At 72.2% G+C, this 20077-nt stretch carries 16 protein-coding genes and 1 pseudogene; 6 read left to right on the top strand and 11 right to left on the bottom strand.

The features are described from left to right. The first annotated feature begins 89 nt into the window (after window positions 1–89). The 6 genes from MFF56_RS25920 (at window position 90) to MFF56_RS25895 (ending at window position 6423) form a co-directional block, all read left to right on the top strand. A complete protein-coding gene (locus tag MFF56_RS25920; protein ID WP_238231700.1) occupies window positions 90–842 on the top strand; it encodes a 5-oxoprolinase subunit B family protein in 753 nt (250 codons plus the stop codon). Beyond that, a complete protein-coding gene (locus MFF56_RS25915; RefSeq protein WP_238231698.1) occupies window positions 839–1867 on the top strand; it encodes a 5-oxoprolinase subunit C family protein in 1029 nt (342 codons plus the stop codon). The genes MFF56_RS25920 and MFF56_RS25915 overlap by 4 nt, the downstream gene beginning before the upstream one ends. A gap of 231 nt (window positions 1868–2098) precedes the next feature. Continuing rightward, entirely contained in the window at window positions 2099–3337 is a 1239-nt protein-coding gene (locus MFF56_RS25910; protein WP_238231696.1) for a calcium-binding protein, read from the top strand. Between the two features lie 542 nt (window positions 3338–3879). Beyond that, a complete protein-coding gene (locus tag MFF56_RS25905; RefSeq protein WP_066926593.1) occupies window positions 3880–4113 on the top strand; it encodes a hypothetical protein in 234 nt (77 codons plus the stop codon). A 341-nt stretch (window positions 4114–4454) separates the two neighbouring features. After that, a complete protein-coding gene (locus tag MFF56_RS25900; protein ID WP_082773308.1) occupies window positions 4455–5450 on the top strand; it encodes a LysR family transcriptional regulator in 996 nt (331 codons plus the stop codon). 82 nt (window positions 5451–5532) lie between these two features. Continuing rightward, window positions 5533–6423, top strand: coding sequence for a LysR family transcriptional regulator (locus MFF56_RS25895; protein ID WP_066926589.1), 891 nt, complete (start codon window positions 5533–5535; stop codon window positions 6421–6423). Window positions 6424–6574: 151 nt separating this feature from the next. On the opposite strand, the gene MFF56_RS25890 is transcribed toward MFF56_RS25895, so the two are convergent. The 11 genes and pseudogenes from MFF56_RS25890 to MFF56_RS25840 all read right to left on the bottom strand — a co-directional run. Continuing rightward, window positions 6575–8293 (bottom strand): thiamine pyrophosphate-dependent enzyme, encoded by a 1719-nt coding sequence (locus tag MFF56_RS25890; protein WP_066926587.1) that lies wholly within the window; start codon window positions 8291–8293, stop codon window positions 6575–6577. A 94-nt stretch (window positions 8294–8387) separates the two neighbouring features. Then, entirely contained in the window at window positions 8388–9296 is a 909-nt protein-coding gene (locus MFF56_RS25885) for an AEC family transporter (protein WP_066926585.1), read from the bottom strand. Then, window positions 9293–10936 (bottom strand): NAD-dependent malic enzyme, encoded by a 1644-nt coding sequence (locus tag MFF56_RS25880; RefSeq protein WP_066926583.1) that lies wholly within the window; start codon window positions 10934–10936, stop codon window positions 9293–9295. The genes MFF56_RS25885 and MFF56_RS25880 overlap by 4 nt, the downstream gene beginning before the upstream one ends. A gap of 51 nt (window positions 10937–10987) precedes the next feature. Continuing rightward, complete coding sequence (locus MFF56_RS25875; protein ID WP_066926595.1) at window positions 10988–11593, bottom strand: LutC/YkgG family protein; 606 nt, start codon at window positions 11591–11593, stop codon at window positions 10988–10990. A 14-nt stretch (window positions 11594–11607) separates the two neighbouring features. Next, entirely contained in the window at window positions 11608–13161 is a 1554-nt protein-coding gene (locus MFF56_RS25870; protein WP_373324186.1) for a lactate utilization protein B, read from the bottom strand. A gap of 29 nt (window positions 13162–13190) precedes the next feature. Next, window positions 13191–13934 (bottom strand): (Fe-S)-binding protein, encoded by a 744-nt coding sequence (locus MFF56_RS25865; RefSeq protein ID WP_066922772.1) that lies wholly within the window; start codon window positions 13932–13934, stop codon window positions 13191–13193. 67 nt (window positions 13935–14001) lie between these two features. Continuing rightward, window positions 14002–14631 (bottom strand): FUSC family protein, encoded by a 630-nt coding sequence (locus MFF56_RS25860; protein ID WP_238231692.1) that lies wholly within the window; start codon window positions 14629–14631, stop codon window positions 14002–14004. Further along, window positions 14628–16355, bottom strand: coding sequence for a ubiquinone-dependent pyruvate dehydrogenase (gene poxB / locus MFF56_RS25855; protein ID WP_082772923.1), 1728 nt, complete (start codon window positions 16353–16355; stop codon window positions 14628–14630). Before poxB ends, MFF56_RS25860 begins: the two co-directional genes overlap by 4 nt. A 183-nt stretch (window positions 16356–16538) precedes the next feature. Beyond that, a complete protein-coding gene (locus tag MFF56_RS25850; protein ID WP_373324177.1) occupies window positions 16539–17648 on the bottom strand; it encodes an HlyD family secretion protein in 1110 nt (369 codons plus the stop codon). Between the two features lie 219 nt (window positions 17649–17867). Next, window positions 17868–19871, bottom strand: coding sequence for an FUSC family protein (locus tag MFF56_RS25845; RefSeq protein ID WP_238231688.1), 2004 nt, complete (start codon window positions 19869–19871; stop codon window positions 17868–17870). Window positions 19872–19920: 49 nt separating this feature from the next. Then, window positions 19921–20077 (bottom strand): annotated as a pseudogene (locus MFF56_RS25840) (cytochrome o ubiquinol oxidase subunit IV); the annotation flags it as partial.

The following is a 20077-nucleotide window of genomic DNA, read 5'->3' as shown; positions in this document are numbered from 1 at the left end:
CTCCGCCGATGACGGCCGGCGCGGGAGGCGGCAGGATGGTGGGCCGGAACCGGGTGGCCGGTTCCGGACATGTCCCCGCGAAGGCGCCCATGACCACACCCGACCCCGAACCGCCCATCCGGCCCCGCTTCCTCGACGCGGGCGAGGCGGCGCTGGTGGTGGAGTTCGGCGCGGCGGTCGATCCCGCGACCAACGACCGGGTGCTGGCCCTCGACGCGGCGCTCGCCGCCGATCCGCCGCCCGGCCTCGCCGAGACGGTGCCGACCTACCGCTCGCTGATGATCCACTACGACCCGCTGACCCTCTCCCGGGCCGCCCTAGTCGCGGCCGTGGAGGGCCGTCTCGCGGAGCGGGCGGCGGAGCGGGCGGCGGCGCGGGGCGGGGGGCGGCACTGGACCATCCCCTGCTGCTACGATCCGGCGCTGGCCGAGGACATCGAGGAGGCCGCGGCCCTCGTGGGACTGGCCGGGGCGGACGCGGCGGCGCGGCACGCGGAGGGCGTCTACCGGGTCTACATGTACGGCTTCGCGCCGGGCTTCGCCTATCTCGGCGGCCTGCCGGAGGCGCTGGCCCTGCCGCGCCGGCCGAGCCCGCGCCCGCCGCACCCGCCCGGCGCGGTGATGATCGGCGGCGGCCTGGCCGCCATCGGCACGGTGCCGATGCCGACCGGCTGGTACGTCGTCGGCCGCACGCCCGAGCGCCTGTTCGCGCCGGAGCGCGAGCCCGCCTTCCTGATCGAGAGCGGCGACACGCTGCGGTTCGAGCCGGTGAGCGCCGAGGCGTTCGCCGCCCTGGAGCGGCGCGCCGCTGCGGGCGAGGTCGTCGCCGGGAGGGCCGCTTGAGCGAGGCGGCGGCCGGGCGGCCGGTCCTGCGCATCCTCGCCGCCGGGGCCGGCGTCACCCTGCAGGACCGGGGCCGGCACGGCGCCCTGCGCTACGGCATCACGCCGGCCGGACCGATGGACCCGCTGGCCTGCGCCACCGCGAACCGCGCGCTCGGCAACCCGCCCGGTGCCACCGCGATCGAGGCGGGGCTCGGCGGCCTGGCGCTCACCGTCGAGGGGAGCCCGATCGACCTCGCGCTCGCCGGCGGCGCCTTCCGGATCGATTGCGACGGCCGGACCCTGCCGCCGGCCTGCGCGCTGACCCTGCGGCCCGGCACGGCGCTCACCCTGCGTGCGGGGCGGGCCGGCGCGTGGTGCTACCTCGCGGTGGCCGGCCGCATCGACGTGCCGCCGGTGCTGGGCTCCACCGCGACCCACACCCGCTCGCGCCTCGGCGGCCTCGACGGGCGGGCGCTGGCGGCGGGCGACGCGCTCCCCGTGGCCGAGGCCCGGGCCGGCCTCGGCGAGCCGGCGGCGCTTGGCGCACCCTGGCTCGACCGGCCGCCGGGCACGATCCGCGTGGTGCTCGGGCCGCAGGACGACCACTTCGCCCCCTCCGAGATCGCGGCCTTCCTCGACCGCGACTGGACCGTGACGCCGCGCGGCGACCGCATGGCCTGCTTCCTCGACGGCGCGCCGCTCGCCCACGCCCGGGGCCACGACATCGTCTCGGACGGCGTCGCGCAAGGGGCGATCCAGGTGCCGGGCCAGGGCCTGCCGATCGTCCTGATGGCCGACCGGCAGCCGACCGGCGGCTACCCGAAGATCGCCACCGTGATCGGGGCCGATCTCGGCCGCCTCGCCCAGGCTCAGGCCGGCACGCGCCTGCGCTTCCGGGCGGTCACCCTGGCCGAGGCGGTGGAGGCCCGCCGCGCCGAGGCCGCCGCGCTGGCGCCGTCGGTCGCGCTGGAGCCGGTGGTGCGCACCGCGTTCAGCTCCGAGTTCCTGCTCGGCCGCAACCTCATCGACGGCGTGGTCGGCTGAACCGGCGGCCGGTCCGGAGGGCTTTCCGCGCGGATCCCGACGGCCCTGCCGCCGCACGCCACCCCGCACGCCATCCCGCACGCACGACCGAACGTATTACGCCATGTGGGCTGGTGATCGGCTCGCTATAGCGGTCGTTGTGCGCGGAAGATCTGGTTAGAACTCCCGAAGATGGGCCCTCGCCGACCAATGGACGGCGATAGAGTGCCCGATTTCGGAGGAGCGTTCGCGATGGCGACCTATCTGATTTCTTCGGAGAGCAACATCTCGGTGACGGGGTCGGCGGACAACGACCTCTTCGTCCTCTCGGGCACCTCCGCGAACGACACGCTCTCCGGGGCGGAGGGCAACGACGCCTTCGCGCTCTCCGCGACCGGCCTCGGCAATGTCATCTACGGCAACCAGGGCAACGACAGCCTGCGCGCTGCCGGAGCGGCCGCGCTGCGCCTCTACGGTGGCCAGGGCGACGACCTGATCGAGTCGGGCGGGGGCAACGACACGATCCTCGGCAACCTCGGTCGGGACCAGATCGACGGCGGGGCCGGATCCGACCTGATCTACGGCAACCAGGACGACGATACGATCAATGGCGGCACCGGCGCGGCCGGACAGGATACGGTCTACGGCGGCCAGGGCAACGACCTGATCAACTACAGCTACTCGACCGGGACCGAAGGGCAGCACATCTTCGGAAACCTGGGCGACGACACGATCGCCGGCGGCCTCGGCCCGAACCTGGTCTACGGCAACCAGGGCAACGATTTCATCGACCTGATCGGCTCGGCCGACACGGTCTATGGCGGCCAGGGTAACGATACGATCGTCTCGCGCACCTCCGGCCCGATGACCGCCCTGATCTACGGAAATCTCGGCGACGATCTCATCTACGGCAACGACGGCTTCGACACCGTTTACGGCGGCCAGGGCAACGACACGATCCTCGCGGGTGCGGGAACGGAGGTGTTCAGCGGCGGGGCCGGCGACGACCTGATCGTCGGCACGGGCGCGGCGGCCGGCTCGCGCTTCAGCGGCGGTGCCGGCAACGACACGATCATCGGCTCGGGGGCCGCCGACACCATCGTGGGCGGCGCGGGCGCGGACAGCCTCGTCGCCGCGGGCGGAGCCGACGTCTTCGTCATCGGCCAGGGCGACACGGGCCTGAGCGCGACGACGGCCGACCGGATCGCGAACTTCCTCTCCGGCACCGACAGGCTCGATCTCGGGCAGGACGGCACGGACCAGAACTTCGTGACCGGCACCAGCAGCGTCGTGACCGATTTCGACAGCGCCCGCGCCTTCGCCGACGTGCTCCTGACGGGCCGCACCTACGCCTACGTCACGAGCGGGACGGCCGGCGCGGACGGCTACCTGTTCGTGGACGAGACCGGCGACGGGCGCGCCGATGCCGGCCTGATCCTCCAGGGCGGCGGCGGCACGACGCCGACGGTGACGGCCGCCGACATCGTCTGAGCGCCGCCCGGGGATCTTCCGCCGCGCCGCCACGGCCGGCGGGAGGTCGCCGGGACGCCGCCGACCGCATCCTCGCCGGGCTCGACGACGGCGCGGTCCGCGACGCGGTGATCTGCGACTCGCTCGGCGGGCTCGCCGTCAACGTCGCCGACTGCTGAGGCCGCGCCCGGGACGACCCGTCCGACCGGACGGGGACCCGCACGCTCCCTGGCCAGCCAGTTCGGCGAGAGGCCGGCCGGACACGCCTCTCCTCGGCCGCCCGGCGTCCGGTCGACCTTCGGCGCCCGCGACAGGACGCGCTCGAAACAGGCGGCCACCGCCTGCGCCCCGTCGGCGTGCATCGGGGGAGAGCGCTGGCGTTCCGTCCAGGCCGCGCCCGGCATACGCGTCCAGATACTCAGACCAATCGAATTCCGCTGCAGATCATATCGGCTTTCGGTCTGCTGAGACCTTTGCGCTGCTCCGACGGAGCCTAGCTCAACAGGAGAGCGTGCCGGAGGGGCAGCTTCGGGCTCAGCATTGGAAGAGGATGACATCCCGATATGAAGGCCTTCGCATTCGCGGCCCTGATCCTTGTCGGCGGCTACTCGGCCGTTCAGGCCAACGAGCACTCGGGTAACCGGGGCTATATCCAGCTTGCCCAGATGGACAGCCCGGGTGACGGGCTCGACCGCAATGCGGCCGCGGAGGGCAACGGTCGGCCGCGTCGCGCATACCGGGCCCCGAAGGGCAAGCAATCCACGATCGTGAAGCCGCGCCGGTTGCGCGCGCGCTGAGAACGGCGCGCCTGTCCCGCGGCGGGTCGCGCATGTTCCGTGGTTCGCGCCGGCCGATCCGGCCGGCGCGAACGCGACGCGCACTGCGCGGCGCCGGATTTCCCTGCGGACGAAGCCGGCCGTGAGACGATGCGAACGGCATATCCCGGACCCGGCAACGTTCCCACCCCTCGTGCCCGCTCGTCGCTCGAATCCAGGCCGCCACATTAACGCTCGCAGTGAAATAATCGTGGCGCTCACACGTTCGTTCCGGCCTAAAACTTGGCCTCTGTTGAATGTGAAATGACTTCTGGCCTAATAGACCCGCTGCCGGACCCAATGTCCGGTTCCTGGAGTCAGACATGGAAGTCAGACATCTGCGATATTTTCTTACGGTTGTAGAAACTTGTAATTACAAGCTTAGCGCGAGTCGCCTGGATCTCGGCCAAGCCAGTCTCGAACGGTCCATGCGCGCCCTGGAGAACGATCTCAAGACGCGGCTCTTCGTGCGTCGGCCCCACACCCTGGAGCTGACGCGCGCCGGACAGGTGCTGAGACAGGCCGCCGTCAAGATGCTCGGCGAGGCCGAGGCGCTGCCCGACCGGGTGAACAGGGGCGCGCGCGGCGAGATCGGGACTCTGCGGATCGGTCTGGCGGACTCGACAGCGTTCAACCCGTTCATCCCGGCGGCCATCCAGGCCTACCGGCAGATCAGGCCGGGCATTGATCTCGTGCTCTCGGATGGCGACAGCCAGGATCTCTGCGACAGCCTGTCCGACGGCCGCCTCGACGCGGCGTTCATGCGGCCCATGCAGGTTCCCTGCGCCACACTCGACTGCCAAGTCCTCTTCGAGGAGGAGATGGCCCTCATCTTTCCGCCGGCTCATCCCCTCGCGGAGCGGTCCGCGCTCTCGGCCGCCGACCTCATGGACGAGCCCTTCGTCATGTTCCGTCGGGACCTGAGCCCGACGCTGTACGATACGATGATCAGCGCCTTCGTGCGCGCGGGCGTCACGATGCGGATCGTCCAGGAAGTCCCGCAACTGATCAGCCTCCTGAGCTTCGTGGCGGCCGGCGTCGGGCTGGCGGTCGTCCCGGCCTCGCTCGGACGGCTCTCCCTCGGCTGCACGATGCGGCGGCGGATCGACGGCCTGTCCCTGCGGGTTCCGCTCAGCCTCGCCACGCGCACCACCGACCAGCGCGTCATCGTGTCCGAGTTCGTGGCGTACCTGAAGCAGGCGAGCGCCTGCCCGGACGGCAGCGATGCCGCGCCGTCGCCGAGCACGCCTGAGCGCGATGCGGTCCCCGCATGCGTACGCGAGGACCGGGTCGGCCCGTCCGTAGACTGCATCGACTGATCGCAGGTCCTGCAGGCCGGCTGTCCCGACGGGTCGAACGGGACGGCGTGTGCCGCACAGCATTTGGTCAGGGAGAAGCTTCGTGGACTTCCGGCATCTGCTCTATTTCGCGACGCTCGCCGAGGAGCGGAATTTCCGGCGCGCCGCGCACAAGCTCGGGATCTCGCAGCCGCCCCTCTCCCAGCTGATCATGCGGCTCGAGGAGGAATACGGCCACAAGCTGTTCATCCGCCATGCCCGCGACGTGGAACTCACCGATGCCGGGCGGATCCTGCTCGAGAGCGCCCGTTCGGTCCTGGCCATGGCCCAGGAGACGCGCCAGCAGATCGAACGGGTCGGACAAGGCGAGATCGGGGAGCTGACGGTCAGCTTCACCCCGGGCATCTCCTTCCATCCCATGATCCCGGCTCTGGTCCGCCTCTGGCGGCGCGAGTTGCCGGCGGTCGAGCTGACGCTGAGGCAGGCGCCGACCGACGAACTCTGCTCCGCCCTGGGCGCGGGCACCGACGACATCGCGCTGATCCGCCCCCCGATCGAGGCGCCGTCCGACCTGACCATCCGGGTCCTGGCGGAGGAGGAGATGCGGATCGCGCTCCCGCCGGAGCACCGCCTGCGGCAGGCGGCGCAGATCGGCATCGCCGACCTCGCCGAGGAGCCCTTCGTGCTCTGGCCGCGCTTCCTCGCGCCCGGCCTCTACGACGCGATCATCCAGCGCTGCTTCAGCGCCGGCTTCACGCCGCGCATCCGCGTCGAGGCGCCCGAGAAGGCGACGGCGCTCGCTTTCGTCGCCGCCGGCCTCGGCGTGACGCTGACGCCCGCCTCGCTGAGCCAGATCCACCCCGACGAGGTCGATTACCGCCCGATCGCGGACGCCCCCTTCTCGGCGCCCATCGCCATCGCCACGCGCCGCGGCGAGCGCGATCCGGTGATCCTCCGCTTCCTGAAGCTGACCCAGCAACTCGGCGGGATCTGAGCGCGCGGCCGGCGGGCCCGACCTCCGCGATCGCGCCCATCCGGCGCCCGCCTGTCGCCCTCTCGGCTTGTCGCCCTCTCGGCTTGCCGTCTTGGCGGCGGCCGTCCTGGCGGCGGCCGGCCCGGCGCCGGCCCTTCGCGCCGCGACGCCATCAATCTAGGAAGTTGCTCCGGGCGAGTTCGACCACGTCCCCGACCCGGCCGCTCAGGGTCGCCTTGGCGGCGTAGAGGGCCGTCGAGACGGCCTGCGACGCCTCGATGACGGGCGGCATGACGAGTTCCATCCCGTTCACCCGCACGTCGAGAAGCGCCGGGCCGTCGTGGTCCAGGAAGGCGCGCACGGCCGGTTCGAGGTCGTCGGCGTGCTCGACCCGCCAGCCGGCGAAGCCGACGACCCTGGCCAGCAGGGCGAAGTCGGGGTTCTTCAGCTTGGTCCAGGTGTCGAGCAGACCCTCGACCTTCATCTCCATCTCCACGAAGCCCAGGGTGCCGTTGTTGAACACCACGACCTTGATCGGGATCTCCTCCTGAACCGCGGTCAGCAGGTCGCCCAGCAGCATCGCGATGCCGCCGTCGCCGCTGAAGGCGATGACCTGCCGCTCCGGCAGGGCCTTCTTCGCGCCCAGCGCCATCGGCATGGCGTTCGCCATCGTTCCGTGCAGCAGGCTGAGCAGCGTGCGCCGCCGCCCGTTCACGGCGACGTGGCGCAGAAGCCAGACCATGGGGCTTCCGCCGTCGGCCGTGAACACCGCGTCCTCGCTCGCGTGGCGGCCGACGAGGGCGGCGACCTGCTGGGGATGGATCAGGCCGTCGCGACCCGGCCGCTCCTCCCGCTCCAGGCTCTCGCGGACATCGCGCGCGATCGCGAGGCAGTCGTCGAGGAAGCGGCTGTCCGTCTTGGCCTTCAGCAGAGGCAGGAGCAGCCGCAGGGTCGGCGCCGCGTCCCCGACGACGCCGAGTTCGACGGGGTGGCGCCGGCCGAGATGAGCGGGCTCGTGGTCGATCTGGATGACCCGGGCCTTGTCGGGATAGAACTGGCGCCACGCGAAGTCGGCCCCGATGAGCAGCAGCGTGTCGCAGGTGCTGACGGCGTGGTAGCCGGAGCGGACCCCGATCAATCCGGTCATGCCGACATTGTAGGGATTGTCGTATTCGAGGAAATCCTTCGCGCGGGAGGTGTGGACCAGGGGCGCCTGGAGCAGGCGGCACAGATCGACGACCTCGTCGTGCGCGCCGGCGGCGCCGGCGCCCGCGTAGACCGCGACCTTGCGGCCCGCGTTCAGGATCTCGGCGAGCCGGTCGAGGTCGGCCTGGAGCGGCAGGCGCATGCTGGCCGGCGCGTGCACGCGGTAGGGCACCGCGTCGTCCGTCGTCATCGCCGCGATGTCGCCGGGCACGATCAGCACGGCGACGCCGCGCTTCGTCAGCGCCGCCTGCGCGGCCAGCACCGTGAGGCGCCGCGCCTCGCTCGGCGCGCGCAGCTCCTCGCAGAAGACGCTGCAGGTGCTGTAGATCTGGCGCAGGTCGAGTTCCTGCGGGAAGTCGACGCCGAGTTCGGAACTCGCCACCTGCGTGGCGATCAGGATGACCGGCGCGCGGTTGCGGTGGCTCTCGAAGAGGCCGTTGATGAAGTGCAGGCTGCCCGGCCCGCAGGTCCCGGCGCAGGCCGTGAGCGTGCCGGTGAGCAGCGCCTCGGCGCCGGCCGCGAAGCCGCCCGCCTCCTCGTGGCGCACGTGGACCCAGGCGATGCGGCCGCTCGCCCGCATCGGGTCCGAGATCTGGTTGAGCGTGTCGCCGACGATGCCGTAGCACCGCCTGACGCCGGCCTCCTCGAGCGCCTCGACGATGACCTGGCCGACCTTCTTCGACATCGAACGACTCCTTGGACGAGCTGGCCGCCCCGGGGACGGCGGACGTGACCGCCCGACCGCGGGCGATCCCGTCGGGCCGGTCACGTCGGACCGGTCACATCAGGCCGGCGATCGCGATGCCGGCCGCGATGCCCGGCAGCGCGAGGACGGTGCTCACGAGGACGCTGCGGGCAGCTTCCCGGGCGTAGGTCTCGTGCGCCAGCGCGAGGGCCGGGGCGATGGTGGCCGCCGGCAGGACGCCCAGGAGAAGGACCTCCTTGAGGAGGTCGCCCCGCAGGCCGAACGCGAACCCGAGTCCCACCATCGCGAGCGGCTGGAGGATGTTCTTCAGCCCGACATTGAGCAGGGTCTGCCGGTTGATCCGCGGCTCGATGCCCGAGAGGATGAAGCCGAGGGCGAAGAGCGCGACGCCGCCGGCCGAGCGGCCGATCTCGTCGGCCGCGTTCCGGACGAGGTCGGGGAGGTGCAGGCCGGAGAAGGCGATGACCAGTCCGACCGGGGGGAGCAGGACCAGCGGCTTGACGAGAGCGCTGCGGAGGGACTTCCCGATGCCCGCGCCGCCCTCGAGCAGGACGAGGGTCAGGGGGATCATCACGAGCGCCGCCATCAGGTTGCCGACGACCACCGTCAGCATGCCGGACGAGCCGACCGCGGCGACGAGCACCGGCGGCCCGCAATAGCCCACGTTCGGGCAGGACGTCGTCACGCCCCGCATGGCTGCCTCGGGGAGCGTGTGTCCCCTGCGGTAGCCGAGCGCGAGGCCTATGGCCCAGATGGCCATGAACCCGATCGCGATGGTGGCCAGGTAGGGCCCGTTCAGCACGGATTTCGGGTCCATCGCCGCTGCGGCGAGGAACAGGTTGATGGGCAGGGCGAAGCGGACGACGAAGCCCGAGAGCACGGCGCCGGCGCTCTCGGGAAGGACGCGCCAGTGCCCGGCGATCCAGCCGAGCACCGTCACGAAGACCACGGGGGCCAGCGCCTGGGTGATGGTGCCGATCATGCCTCCACCTGCTCGGCATAGGCCGGCCGGTAGATCATCCCCTCGAGCCAGGCCCGGATGTCGGCGGGGCGCTCGACCGTGGCCTTGCCCTGGTCGAAGATCCACTCGGCGAGCCGGGCCGCGGTGGTGATCTCGGTCTCCAGGATGTTGCGCTGGGACGGGAACAGCATGCCCTTGTCGCGCAGGTCGGACCCGACCTGGTCGGCGCTGGCGCGGGCCGCCTCGATGAACATCGCGTCGGTGATCCGCTCCGGCCGCGTCGCGTAGACCGCGAGTCCCACCGCCGGGAAGATGTAGAAGTTGTTGGCCTGCCCCGGATGGTAGGTCTTGCCGTCGAGCTCCACGTCCGGGAACTGCACGCCCGCCGCGTAGAGCACCTTCCCCCCGGTCCAGGTGAAGGCGTCCTCGGCCGAGACCTCGGCCTTCTCGGTCGGGTTCGACAGGGGGAAGATGATCGGCCGCTCGTTGATCTCGGCCATGGCCTCGACGATCTCGCGGGTGAAGGCGCCGCCCTTCGTCGAGACGCCGATCAGCACGCTCGGCTTGAGCGCCTTCACGGTGGCGAGGAGGTCGTCGGACGGCTTCGCGTCGTGGGCGTAGACCTTCTGCTCGGGCGAGAGGTCCTTGCGCTTGGGCTCGATCAGCCCGTCGATGTCGAACAGGGAGATCTTGCCGCGCGCGTCCGCCTCCGACAGGCCCTCCTCGACCAGCGCCGAGACGATCAGGTTGGCGATGCCGATGCCGGCCGAGCCCGCTCCGAGGAAGAGGATGCGCTGGTCGGCCAGGGACTCGCCCTTGATCTGGAGCGCGGTGGCGAGCCCGGCCAGCGTCACGCTCGCGGTGCCCTGGATGTCGTCGTTGTAGCAGAGCACCCGGTCGCGGTAGCGGGCGAGGTAGCGGATCGCGTCCGTGCCCTTCCAGTCCTCGAAGTGGATGCAGCAGCCGGGGAAGACCTCCTGCACCGCCGCCACGAACTCGTCCACGAAGGCGTCGAGCTCCTCGGTCGGGGGCGGCTCGCGGCGCAGGCCGAGATAGAGCGGGTCGGCGCGCAGGGCCGCATTGGTGGTGCCGATGTCGAGCAGCAGCGGCAGCAGGGTCTCGGGCGGGACGCCGGCGCAGGCGGTGTAGAGCTGGAGCTTGCCGATCGGGATGCCCATGCCGTTGGCCCCGATATCGCCGAGGCCGAGGATGCGTCCGCCGGTGGAGACGCAGATGAAGCGCAGGTCGTTCACCGGCCAGTTGCGCAGCACCTCGGCGATGCGGCCCTTGTGCTCGAGCGAGACGTACATCCCGCGGGCGCGGCGGAAGATGTGGCCGAACTTGAGGCAGGCCTCGCCGACCGTGGGATCGTAGACGATCGGCAGGAACCGCATCGGGTCCGCCATCACCACGCGGTAGAACAGGGTCTCGTTCCGGTCGAGCAGGCCCGTGAGGTAGATGTAGCGCTCGAGGTCGTTCGGCTTGGCGGCGAGGTGGCTCTCCGCCCGTTCCGCCTGCCGGTCGAGATCCTCCACCGAGGGCGGCAGCAGCCCTTCGAGGCCGAGGGTCGCGCGCTCGGCCAGGGTGAAGGCCGTGCCCTTGTTGGTGACGGGGTTCTCGAGCAGGGCCACGCCCCGCGCGGTGTGGGCACGCTTCGTCATCGGTCTGTCCTCGTGGTGGCGGCTGGGTTGGGAGGATCGTGAGGGGCCCGGTCAGGCCCGGGGGCGCATCGCCACGGTGAGCGAGCGCACGCCCTGCGCGCCGTGGATCAGCACGCCCTCGATGTCGGCGGTGGCCGAGGGGCCGGTATGGAAGGCGGCGTAGCGCCGCTCCTTGAACTCGGGGCGGTGATAGGCGTCCTGGGTCGAGGCCACGATGTCGGCGGGGTCGAGCAGGACGAGGAGGTGCTGGGCGAGGTAGGCGAGCGCGTTGACCCCGAGCTCCGCCTCGCTCAGCAGGATCGAGCCGGTCTCGGCGATGGCGAAGGCGGCGCGCACCACCGCCACGTCGACCCCGGCGAGGTCCTGCGGGCGGCAGGCCGCGACGTCGATGTCCCCGGCCAGTTCCGGGACCCGGGAGGCCACGACGCCGGCCTTCGGGAACAGCCGGCGCACCAGGGCGGCGAGGTCGTCCGCGTCCTCGGGCGCGGGCTTGCCGCCCATCGCCTTCAGGTTGGTCTCGAACACGCCCACGTAATCGTCCGGCTCCAGCGGCCGGCCCGCGTGCAGCACGGGGAAGCGGGGCACGTCCGGCCGCGGGTGCTCGCCCGCCGGCCGGTTGGCGCGGATGCGGGCCAGGATGGTGTCGCGAGGGCTCACGACGTCGTCTGCGCTCACGGCTTCGCCTCCGGGCTGGTGGGGTCCTCCGCGGGCGCCGGATGGTTGGCGGCGTACCAGTCGTGGAAGGTGCTCTTGGGGACCGGCGGCATCTCGCGGCCCTGCGTCCAGGTGTTGAGCGGGTTGTAGACGACGAAGCGCGGCAGCACCTTCAGGGCCGAATCCGCCGTGCGGATCGCGGTGCGGTACAGCGCCGGATGGGACAGGACCTTGCCGGCCGCCGACATCATCGCGCGCTTGACGAGCGGCAGCTCGCGCGCCTCGGCCAGCACCTTGCGCCAGGCGAAGATCTGCTCGTGGATGTTGATCTTCACCGGACAGACGTTGCTGCACGACCCGTTGAGCGTCGAGGAGAACGGCAGGGTCGAGTATTTGCGCTTGTCGAAGGTCGGGTCGAGGATGAGCCCGATCGGACCCGAGTAGGTCGCCCCGTACGAGAGGCCGCCCGAGCGCCGGTAGACCGGGCAGGTGTTCATGCAAGCGCCGCAGCGGATGCATTTGAGCGAGGTCCAGAACTCCTCCATCCCCAGTCGCGCGGCGCGGCCGTTGTCGACCAGCACGACATGCATCTCGGTGCCGGGCCGGGGCCCGCGGAAATGCGAGGTGTACTGCGTCATCGGCGAGCCCAGCGCCGAGCGGGACAGGAGGCGCACGAAGATCCCGAGATCGGCGACCTGGGGGATGATCTTCTCGATGCCGACCGAGTGGATCTGGAGCTTGGGCACGTTGCCGGAGAGGTCGGCGTTGCCCTCGTTGGTGCAGACCACGATGCTGCCGGTCTCGGCCACCGCGAAGTTGCCGCCGGTGAGGCCGGCATCGGCCTCCAGGATCAGGGGCCGCGTCGCCTCGCGCTGGCGCTCGGCGAGGTAGTGCACGTCGTCGTTGTCCGGGTCGGTGCCGAGCTTGCGGGCGAACACGTCGGCCACGTCGGCGCGCAGCTTGTGCACCGCCGGCACCACGATATGGCTCGGATCCTCGTCGTCGAGCTGCTGGATGCGCTCGCCGAGGTCGGTCTCGATCACCTCGATGCCGCTGGCCGCCATGTAGTGGCGGAAGCCGCACTCCTCGGTGAGCATCGACTTCGACTTGATCAGGCGCCGGGCGCCGTGGTCGCGCAGGATGGCGTGGACGATGCGGTTGTGCGCCGCCCCGTCCTCGGCCCAGTGCACGTGGACGCCGTTGGCCTTGGCCGCCGCCTCGAACTGCTCGAGATAGGTGTCGAGATGGCTCAGCGTGTGCTGCTTGATGCGCGAGGCGATCTCGCGCAGCTCCTCCCATTCGGGGATGGCGCGCATCTGCCGGTCGCGCTTCTGGCGCAGGTCCCAGAGGCGCTCGTCGTGCATCTGCTCGTGCTCGGGTGCCGCGATGAAGCGCGCGGCGGCCTCGTTCTGGTCGATCGGCCGATGGCCGTGGACGCGGGCCCCCCGCGGCTGGGGCTCGTGCGACCGCGGCCGCAGCGGCCGGGACGTGCCGGCCCCGTGCTCCAGCCGGTGGCCGTCGGGGCTGCGCGGGGCCTCGTCGTCGGAGACGGCGAGATCGGGATGGATCATCCGGTGGCGGTCCGGCTCCTGCGGATGGCTCATGCGGCGGCTCCGTTGAGGACCTGGGCGATGTGGATGAACTTGAGCGGGAGCCCCAGGCGCTCGGCGGAGCCGCGCTGGTGCATCATGCAGGAGGAATCGGCCGAGACGACGTACGCGGCCCCGGCGCGGGCGTGGTCGCGGACCTTGTCGTGGCCCATCTTGGCCGACACCGCCGGCTCGAACACGCAGAAGGTGCCGCCGAAGCCGCAGCACTCGTCGGGGCGGGCGAGCTCGACCACCTCGAGGCCCTTGACCTTGGCGAGCAGGTCCAGGGGCTTGGAGTAGAACGGCGCGTGCAGCTCGGACGGGCGCGCGTGGCCGATGCCGCGCAGCGCGTTGCAGTTGTTGTGGTAGCTGACCCGGTGCGGGAACTCGGCCCAGGGGAAGGCGTCGACCTTGAGCACGTCGTGCAGGAACTCCACCAGCTCGTAGGTCCGCGCGCGTACCGCGACCACGTCGGGAGTCTGCGGGATCGCCGTCATGTGCTCGCGCACCTGATGGGTGCAGGAGCCGGAGGGCGCCACGACGTAGTCGAACCCGGAGAAGTTGCGGACGAAGAGCGCCTCGGTGGCGGCGGCCTCCTCGTGGCAGCCGGTATTGACCATCGGCTGGCCGCAGCAGGTCTGGTCGAACGGGTAGGTGACGTCGAGGTCGAACCGCCGCAGCAGTTCGAGGGTGGCGATGCCGACCTCGGGCTCGAAGGCATCCATGTAACAGGGAATGAACAATCCGACGCGCATGGGCGGTCTCTTCCTCGGCAACCGGTTCGCGCACGACGCGCGGGAACGTCTCTCTCGGGGCTCGCCCCTAGCCGGGGCGGCCCGCCTCCTGGTCCTCGGCGCGGGCGCGTTCGAGGACCGGCCGCGCGGCCCGCTCGATCGCGCCGTGCAGCCCCGCGGCCACGAGCCCGCCGAGGATCACCTCCCCGCCCCGGTGCAGGGCGGTCGCGCCGATCGGCGTCTCGGGCGTGGCGGTGAGCAGCACGAGGGGGCCGGTCCACATGCAGACGCGGATGGCCGGGCGCTCCCGGGCGATGACCGCGCAGGCCGCCGTGATGACCGCGACCTGCACCGCCATGGCGTCGAGGCCCGCGCCCCGGAACCCGGCGTGGACCGCGACGGCGGTCGCGGCGCCCAGCACCGTTCCGAGGATCCGTCCCCCCAGCGAGCGGTGGGTCTCGGCCAGACTCTCCTGGGACACGATGAGGGCCGACATCAGGGCCCAGACCGGATGGCCGAGGCCGATGGCGGTCGCGGCCAGGAAGGCCGCGGTGGCCGAGAGCGAGCAGCGCAGCACGAACAGCAGGCCGCGCGGGCCGAGAGGCCTGGCGCCGCGCCGCCCGGAGGCCGGGGGCGGGAGGGCCGGCGCGGGCCCTGCGCCGGTGGCCGCGCCGGTGACCGCGCCGGCGACCGCGCCGGAACGCCGAGCCCGCGTCATCGCAGCAGGTTGCTCTTGGCGAGGTCGATGAGCTCGTCGCCGCGACCGTTCATCACCGCCCGCAGCATGTAGAGGCTGAAGCCCTTCACCTGCGCCGCCTCGATCTTGGGGGGCATGGCGAGTTCCTGGCGGTTCGTGACCACGTCGAGGAGGGCGGGACCCGGATGGTCGAGGATCTCGCGGATCGCCCCCTCGAGGTCGGCCGGATCCTCGACCCGGACGGCGTGGATGCCGGCGGCCCGCGCCATGGCGGCGAAGTTCGGGTTGCGCAGCGCCACGCCGGTGTCGAGGTAGCCGGCGGCCTTCATCTCCATCTCGACGAAGCCCAGCGTGCCGTTGTTGAAGACCACGACCTTCACGGGCAGCTCGTGCTGCACCAGGGTGAGCAGGTCGCCCATCAGCATGGTGAAGCCGCCGTCGCCCGAGAGCGACACGACCTGGCGCCCGGGCTGCGCCGCCTGGATGCCGATCGCCTGCGGCAGGGCGTTGGCCATGGACCCGTGCGCGAAGGAGCCGATCAGGCGGCGGCCTTCGGACATCGCGAGGTAGCGGGCGGCCCAGATCGTCGGGGTGCCGACATCGGCCGTGAAGGCGGCGTCGGGGGCCGCGGCCTGGCTGAGGAGCCGCGTCAGGTATTGCGGGTGGATCGGCTTGCGCCCGGCCTTGCCGGTGGCGAGTTCGTCGAGGCCCTCGCGCGCCTTGGCGTAGTGCTTCAGGCAGGCCTGCAGGTGGCCGTCGTCGCCCTTCGGCTGCAGCTTCGGCATCACGGCGGCGATCGTCGCCCCCACGTCGCCCACGAGGCCGAGGTCGATCCGGCAGCGGCGCCCGAGATTGTCGGGCCGGATGTCGACCTGCGCGATCCTGGCGCCCTCGGGATAGAACTGGCGGTAGGGGAAGTCCGTGCCGAGCAGCAGGAGCGTGTCGCAGGCCTCCATGGCGGCGTAGCCCGACGAGAAGCCGATCAGGCCGGTCATGCCGACGTCGTAGGGGTTGTCGTGCTCGACATGCTCCTTGCCGCCGAGCGCGTGCACGACCGGCGCCTTCAAGGTCTCGGCGAGCGCGATCACCGCCTCGCGCGCGCCGGCGCAGCCGCGGCCGCAGAACAGGGTGACCTTCTTGGCCCCGTTGAGCAGATCCGCCAGGGCGTCGATCTGCCGGGCCGCCGGGACGATCACGGGCCGGGGCGGGATCAGGCCGGCATTCGGCGCGACGGCGCGCTTGGGCGCGTCCTGGAGCGCGACGTCGCCGGGGATGACCACGACGGCGACGCCCTGGTTCCCGATGGCGGCGCGCACTGCCGTCTCGAGCACGTAGGGCAGCTGGGCCGCCGAGACGATCGGCTCGCAGTAGCAACTGCAGTCGCGGAACAGCTCGGTCGGCTTCGTCTCCTGGAAGTAGTTCGACCCGATCTCGGCGGAGGGGATCTGGGCCGCGATGGCGAGCACCGGCGTGCGGGTGCGGTGCGCGTCGAACAGGCCGTTGATGAGGTGCAGGTTGCCGGGCCCGCAGGAGCCGGCGCAGACGGCGAGCTCGCCCGTCGCCTGGGCCTCGCCGCCGGCCGCGAAGGCCGCGACCTCCTCGTGCCGGACGTGCACCCACTCGATGTCGCCTCGCGCACGGATCGACTCGGTGATGCCGTTGAGGCTGTCGCCCGCCACGCCGTAGATGCGCCGGACGCCGACCTGATGCAGTGTCTCCGTCAGGAGATCCGCCACGTTCACGATCTTGACCACGTGTTCGGTGACTCCAGTGTGCGGCAGGGCCGATGCAAAGCTTAACGTGGCGGGTGGACGGTCGCGCCATACGCAACGGTCGGTCTTTCGATATGAAGCGGATGCTTCGGGCAGCGCCCGCGGACGGGGCGGACCGATCCTCCGCAGGACCGGTCCCCCGGCGGCGGCCGGCGGCTACCGCCGGCCCTGCCCCGCGCGGGGCTGGTCGGGCGGTTGCGTCATGCCGGGGGCGATGCCCGGCGCCGCGTGGTCCACGGGGACCGGGCTCGGCATGCTGGGCCCTGGGATCCGCGCCGGCGTCGCGGTGCCGCGCACCGGCGGGGTCTGGGCCGGGTCGCCGGCCGGCACCGCGCGGCCGCGCAGCGCGTCGATCAGGCCTGCCAGCCCGCCGCCGGGTTCCCAGGTGCCGGTGCGGATATCGATCGTGGCCGTCGTCCCGGCGACGAGGGGGATCTGCGCGGGCAGATGTTCGATGCGGATGCGCACCGGCACGCGCTGGGCGAGCCGGACCCAGGTGTAGACCGGGTTGACGCTCGGCAGGCCCTGGGTGCTCGGCGTCGCGTTGAGCGTGCTGATGCCGCGGGTGATGCTGTCGACCCGGCCGCGCAGCGGCTCGTCATAGCCCATGAGGCGGATCTCAGCGTCCGCGCCGACGCGGACGTTGCGCATCTTCGTCTCCTCGAAGTAGCCGTCGATCCAGTAGGAATCGCTGTCGATGACCGAGACGTTGGGGGTGCCGGTGGTGGCGAAGTCGCCGACGCGCAGGAGCAGGTTGTTGACGTAGCCGTTGACGGCGCTGCGCACCTGCGTGCGCTCGAGGTTGACCTTGGCCTGCGCGAGCTGCGCCTGCGCGAGGTCGTAGGCGGCCTGCGCCTGCTTGGCCATGCCGGCGTAGCGCTGCTTCTCCTCGATCGACGTCGAGAGCGTGGTCAGCGCCGCCCGGCGCTCGGCCTGGACCTGCCGCACCTGGAGGTCGGCGGCACGGTTCTCCAGCTCGGCCCGGGCCCGGTCGAGCGCGACCTTGTAGTCGAACGGATCGATCACGTAGAGCACGTCGCCCTTGTGGACGAACTGGTTGTCGGCGATGCGCAGCTCCACGATCTGCCCGCTGATCTGCGGCGCCATGTTGGAGACCTGCACCCGCACGCGCCCGTCCCGGGTCCAGGGACGCGCGTCGAGATAGATCCAGACCAGGGCGGCCGCCGCCGCGCTGACCGCCAGGACCACGCCGGCGGCCAGGAGCCGCCGCACGCGCCGGGGCCGCGTCGTCCGCCTACGGGCCATGCTGCGTACGGGGGCGGGCGCGTTCCGGGACGCTGCGGGCGAGGCCGAACAGCGGAAGGACCCGCCCGCCGGCCTGGGGCGTGACCGGGGCGAGGGAGGGGCAGCGCTGCCGCCCGCGGGCGGGTCGACCGTCCGCGGGGCGCGGTCGCGACCCGGCGCCGGATGACGGGGCGGGACCGCGCACGGCCTCCCGTGCGGCTGCGGCGCGGGGTTCGGTCCTCACGCGGCGTCCCGCCGGTCCGGATGCCGCAGATGCAGGCGCCGCAGGACCCGGGCCTCGTCGGCGGCGATGTGGGCGGCGGTCATCAGATCGGCCACGACCGCGGCGACGGTCTCCAGCGTCCGCGCGTCGGCGGCCCGCCCCCTCGCTGCCCCGAGGAGGTCGGCCGCCGCGCCCCGGAGCGCGTCCGCGTCCAGGGCTTCCAGGGCGGCGCGCGCGGCCTCGATCGGCCCGTCGAAGCCGGGCGCGTGGATCAGGTCGTTGAGGCCCGCCTGGGCGCCGGCCGCCGCCGTGTCGAGCGCGGCCAGGGCGAAGGCGTGCCGCAGCCAGGAGCGGTGGGCGACCTCGGAGGCGGTCCTGAGGGTGGAGAACCGGGCGATCCGGTCTCCGTTCAGGCTCCCGCGCCGCCCGGCCCGGGCCGGCTCGGCCGTCAGCGTGTCGAGAAGGCTCCCGCGCAGGGTGCCCAGCGCCCACGCCCGGCGCTTCGCGTCGTCGGCGTTGAGGAACCCCGTGCTCAGGAAGGCCACGATGCTGGAGATCGCGAACAGGGCCGCCTCGTCCAGGAACGCCTGCAGGTCGTAGGATTGCGGGTTCGCGGGCGAGAGGAACACCGGGAAGAAGACGAGCAGCACGGAGCCGAGGCTCGCGGTCCCCTTGCCGAGGCTCAGGAAGCAGCCGGTGAAGACGACCGGGGCGATCGCGATGGCGAGGAGCGGGAAGCCCTGGCCGCCGTCCAGGACGAGGAACCGGACGATCCCGGCCGCCGCGATAGCGGCCGGAATGCCGAGCAGGGCGCCCCGCGCGTAGGCGGCGGGCGCGGGGTTGATCGCCATGACGCCCGCGAACGCCGCGATCTGCATGAGGCCGGGGGTGGTTTCGGGCCAGCCGCTGAGGATGAACAGCGCCGCGCTGACCGCCACCGTGATCACGGCCCGCAGCGCCTGGCGCAGCGCGTCCGGGAACGCCCGGTGCAGGGGCAGATCGACGTCCCGCAGGGGCGCGCGGCCCGTCTCGAGCGCGCGGACCCCGTCCGCGATCCAGGCCTCCTGCCGCAGCAGGTCCGCGGCGCGGCGCAGGAGCAGGACGGTCTCGGGCGAGGCGCCGCCCGCCGTCGCCGCCCGCAGGTCCGCCTCCAGCGCCGGGGCGGCCGCGGGGTCTCCGTCGAGTCCCGCCTCCACGCGTCGGCCGACCGCCCGCGCGGCGGCCGGCTCGCGGGCGGCGGCGCGGGCGAAGGCGCGGCCCGCGCCCACTTGGCCGATCAGCGCGGCGGCGGCGCTGCGTGCCCCGGCGGCCCGGTTGTGTCCGTCGTCGGTCTCGCCGGCCACGCCCACGATGTCGGCGCGCGTGCCCCCGACCGCGCGCAGGGCGGCTGCGGCCTCGTCCGGCGGGGGCGCCTCGCCCCGCAGGCCGCGCCGGACGAGGCCGCGCACCTGGGCCCGCGCCGCCCCGAGGCCGTCCCGGAGAGGTTTGAGCACCTGCGGGGCGCCCAGCGCGTCGTTGATGAACGTCACCGTGACGATGCCGATCGTGATCACCGCCACGCGGGCGACGGCCGCCTCGAAGACGTCGAGGGGCTGATCGATGTGGACGATCGTGATGATCGCGACGGTGTAGCCGGCCAGCACCGCCCCGTAGGCCTGCACGCCCTCGAAATGGGTCGCGAAGAACACGCACAGACCGAGCCAGGTCGTGAAGGCGACGAGCATCAGCACGCGGTCCTGGCCGAAGAGGGCCGCGAACAGGATCGAGACCACGAAGCCGGTCAGCGTACCCGCCATGCGGTAGAACGCCTTGGAGAGCGCCTGGCCGCGCCGCGGCTGGGATAGGATGCCGACGCAGACCGCGGCCGAGGAGGCACTCTCGAGCTGCAGCCAGAACGCGGCGTAGAGGGCGATGATCGTCGCGCTCCAGATCCGCAGGCCGTAGAGCCAAGCGCCGGCCGGGGGCGTCAGGCGGTCGAGGACCGCCTCCCAGCGGACCCGGCGCGCGAGGGTGGCGCTCATGGGGTGGCGCTCATGGGGTGGCGCTCATGGGCGTGCCCGCATCGCGGCCTCAGCCCCCCAGGCGCGGGCTCATCGGCATCATGGTCCCGTTCAGATGGGCCATGATCCAGAGCGAGCCGACCAGCACCAGGGCGACGATGAGCAGGCCGAAGGCCAGGGCCATGACGTTGTTGGTCTGGTCCGGCCCGCTGCCGAGATGCAGGAAG

It is taken from the genome of Methylobacterium hispanicum, from assembly GCF_022179285.1.
GTDB classification, from domain to species: domain Bacteria; phylum Pseudomonadota; class Alphaproteobacteria; order Rhizobiales; family Beijerinckiaceae; genus Methylobacterium; species Methylobacterium hispanicum.
This window is presented reverse-complemented; position numbering and strand designations above follow the sequence as displayed.

Bases quoted from the DNA above. Each gene is read 5' to 3' on its own strand.
- MFF56_RS25920 (WP_238231700.1), top strand. From the start codon at position 90: ATGACCACACCCGACCCCGAACCGCCCATCCGGCCCCGCTTCCTCGAC.
- MFF56_RS25910 (WP_238231696.1), top strand. From the start codon at position 2,099: ATGGCGACCTATCTGATTTCTTCGGAGAGCAACATCTCGGTGACGGGG.
- MFF56_RS25905 (WP_066926593.1), top strand. From the start codon at position 3,880: ATGAAGGCCTTCGCATTCGCGGCCCTGATCCTTGTCGGCGGCTACTCG.
- MFF56_RS25900 (WP_082773308.1), top strand. From the start codon at position 4,455: ATGGAAGTCAGACATCTGCGATATTTTCTTACGGTTGTAGAAACTTGT.
- MFF56_RS25890 (WP_066926587.1), bottom strand. From the start codon at position 8,293: ATGTCGAAGAAGGTCGGCCAGGTCATCGTCGAGGCGCTCGAGGAGGCC.
- MFF56_RS25885 (WP_066926585.1), bottom strand. From the start codon at position 9,296: ATGATCGGCACCATCACCCAGGCGCTGGCCCCCGTGGTCTTCGTGACG.
- MFF56_RS25880 (WP_066926583.1), bottom strand. From the start codon at position 10,936: ATGACGAAGCGTGCCCACACCGCGCGGGGCGTGGCCCTGCTCGAGAAC.
- MFF56_RS25870 (WP_373324186.1), bottom strand. From the start codon at position 13,161: ATGATCCATCCCGATCTCGCCGTCTCCGACGACGAGGCCCCGCGCAGC.
- MFF56_RS25865 (WP_066922772.1), bottom strand. From the start codon at position 13,934: ATGCGCGTCGGATTGTTCATTCCCTGTTACATGGATGCCTTCGAGCCC.
- MFF56_RS25860 (WP_238231692.1), bottom strand. From the start codon at position 14,631: ATGACGCGGGCTCGGCGTTCCGGCGCGGTCGCCGGCGCGGTCACCGGC.
- MFF56_RS25850 (WP_373324177.1), bottom strand. From the start codon at position 17,648: ATGGCCCGTAGGCGGACGACGCGGCCCCGGCGCGTGCGGCGGCTCCTG.
- MFF56_RS25845 (WP_238231688.1), bottom strand. From the start codon at position 19,871: ATGAGCGCCACCCTCGCGCGCCGGGTCCGCTGGGAGGCGGTCCTCGAC.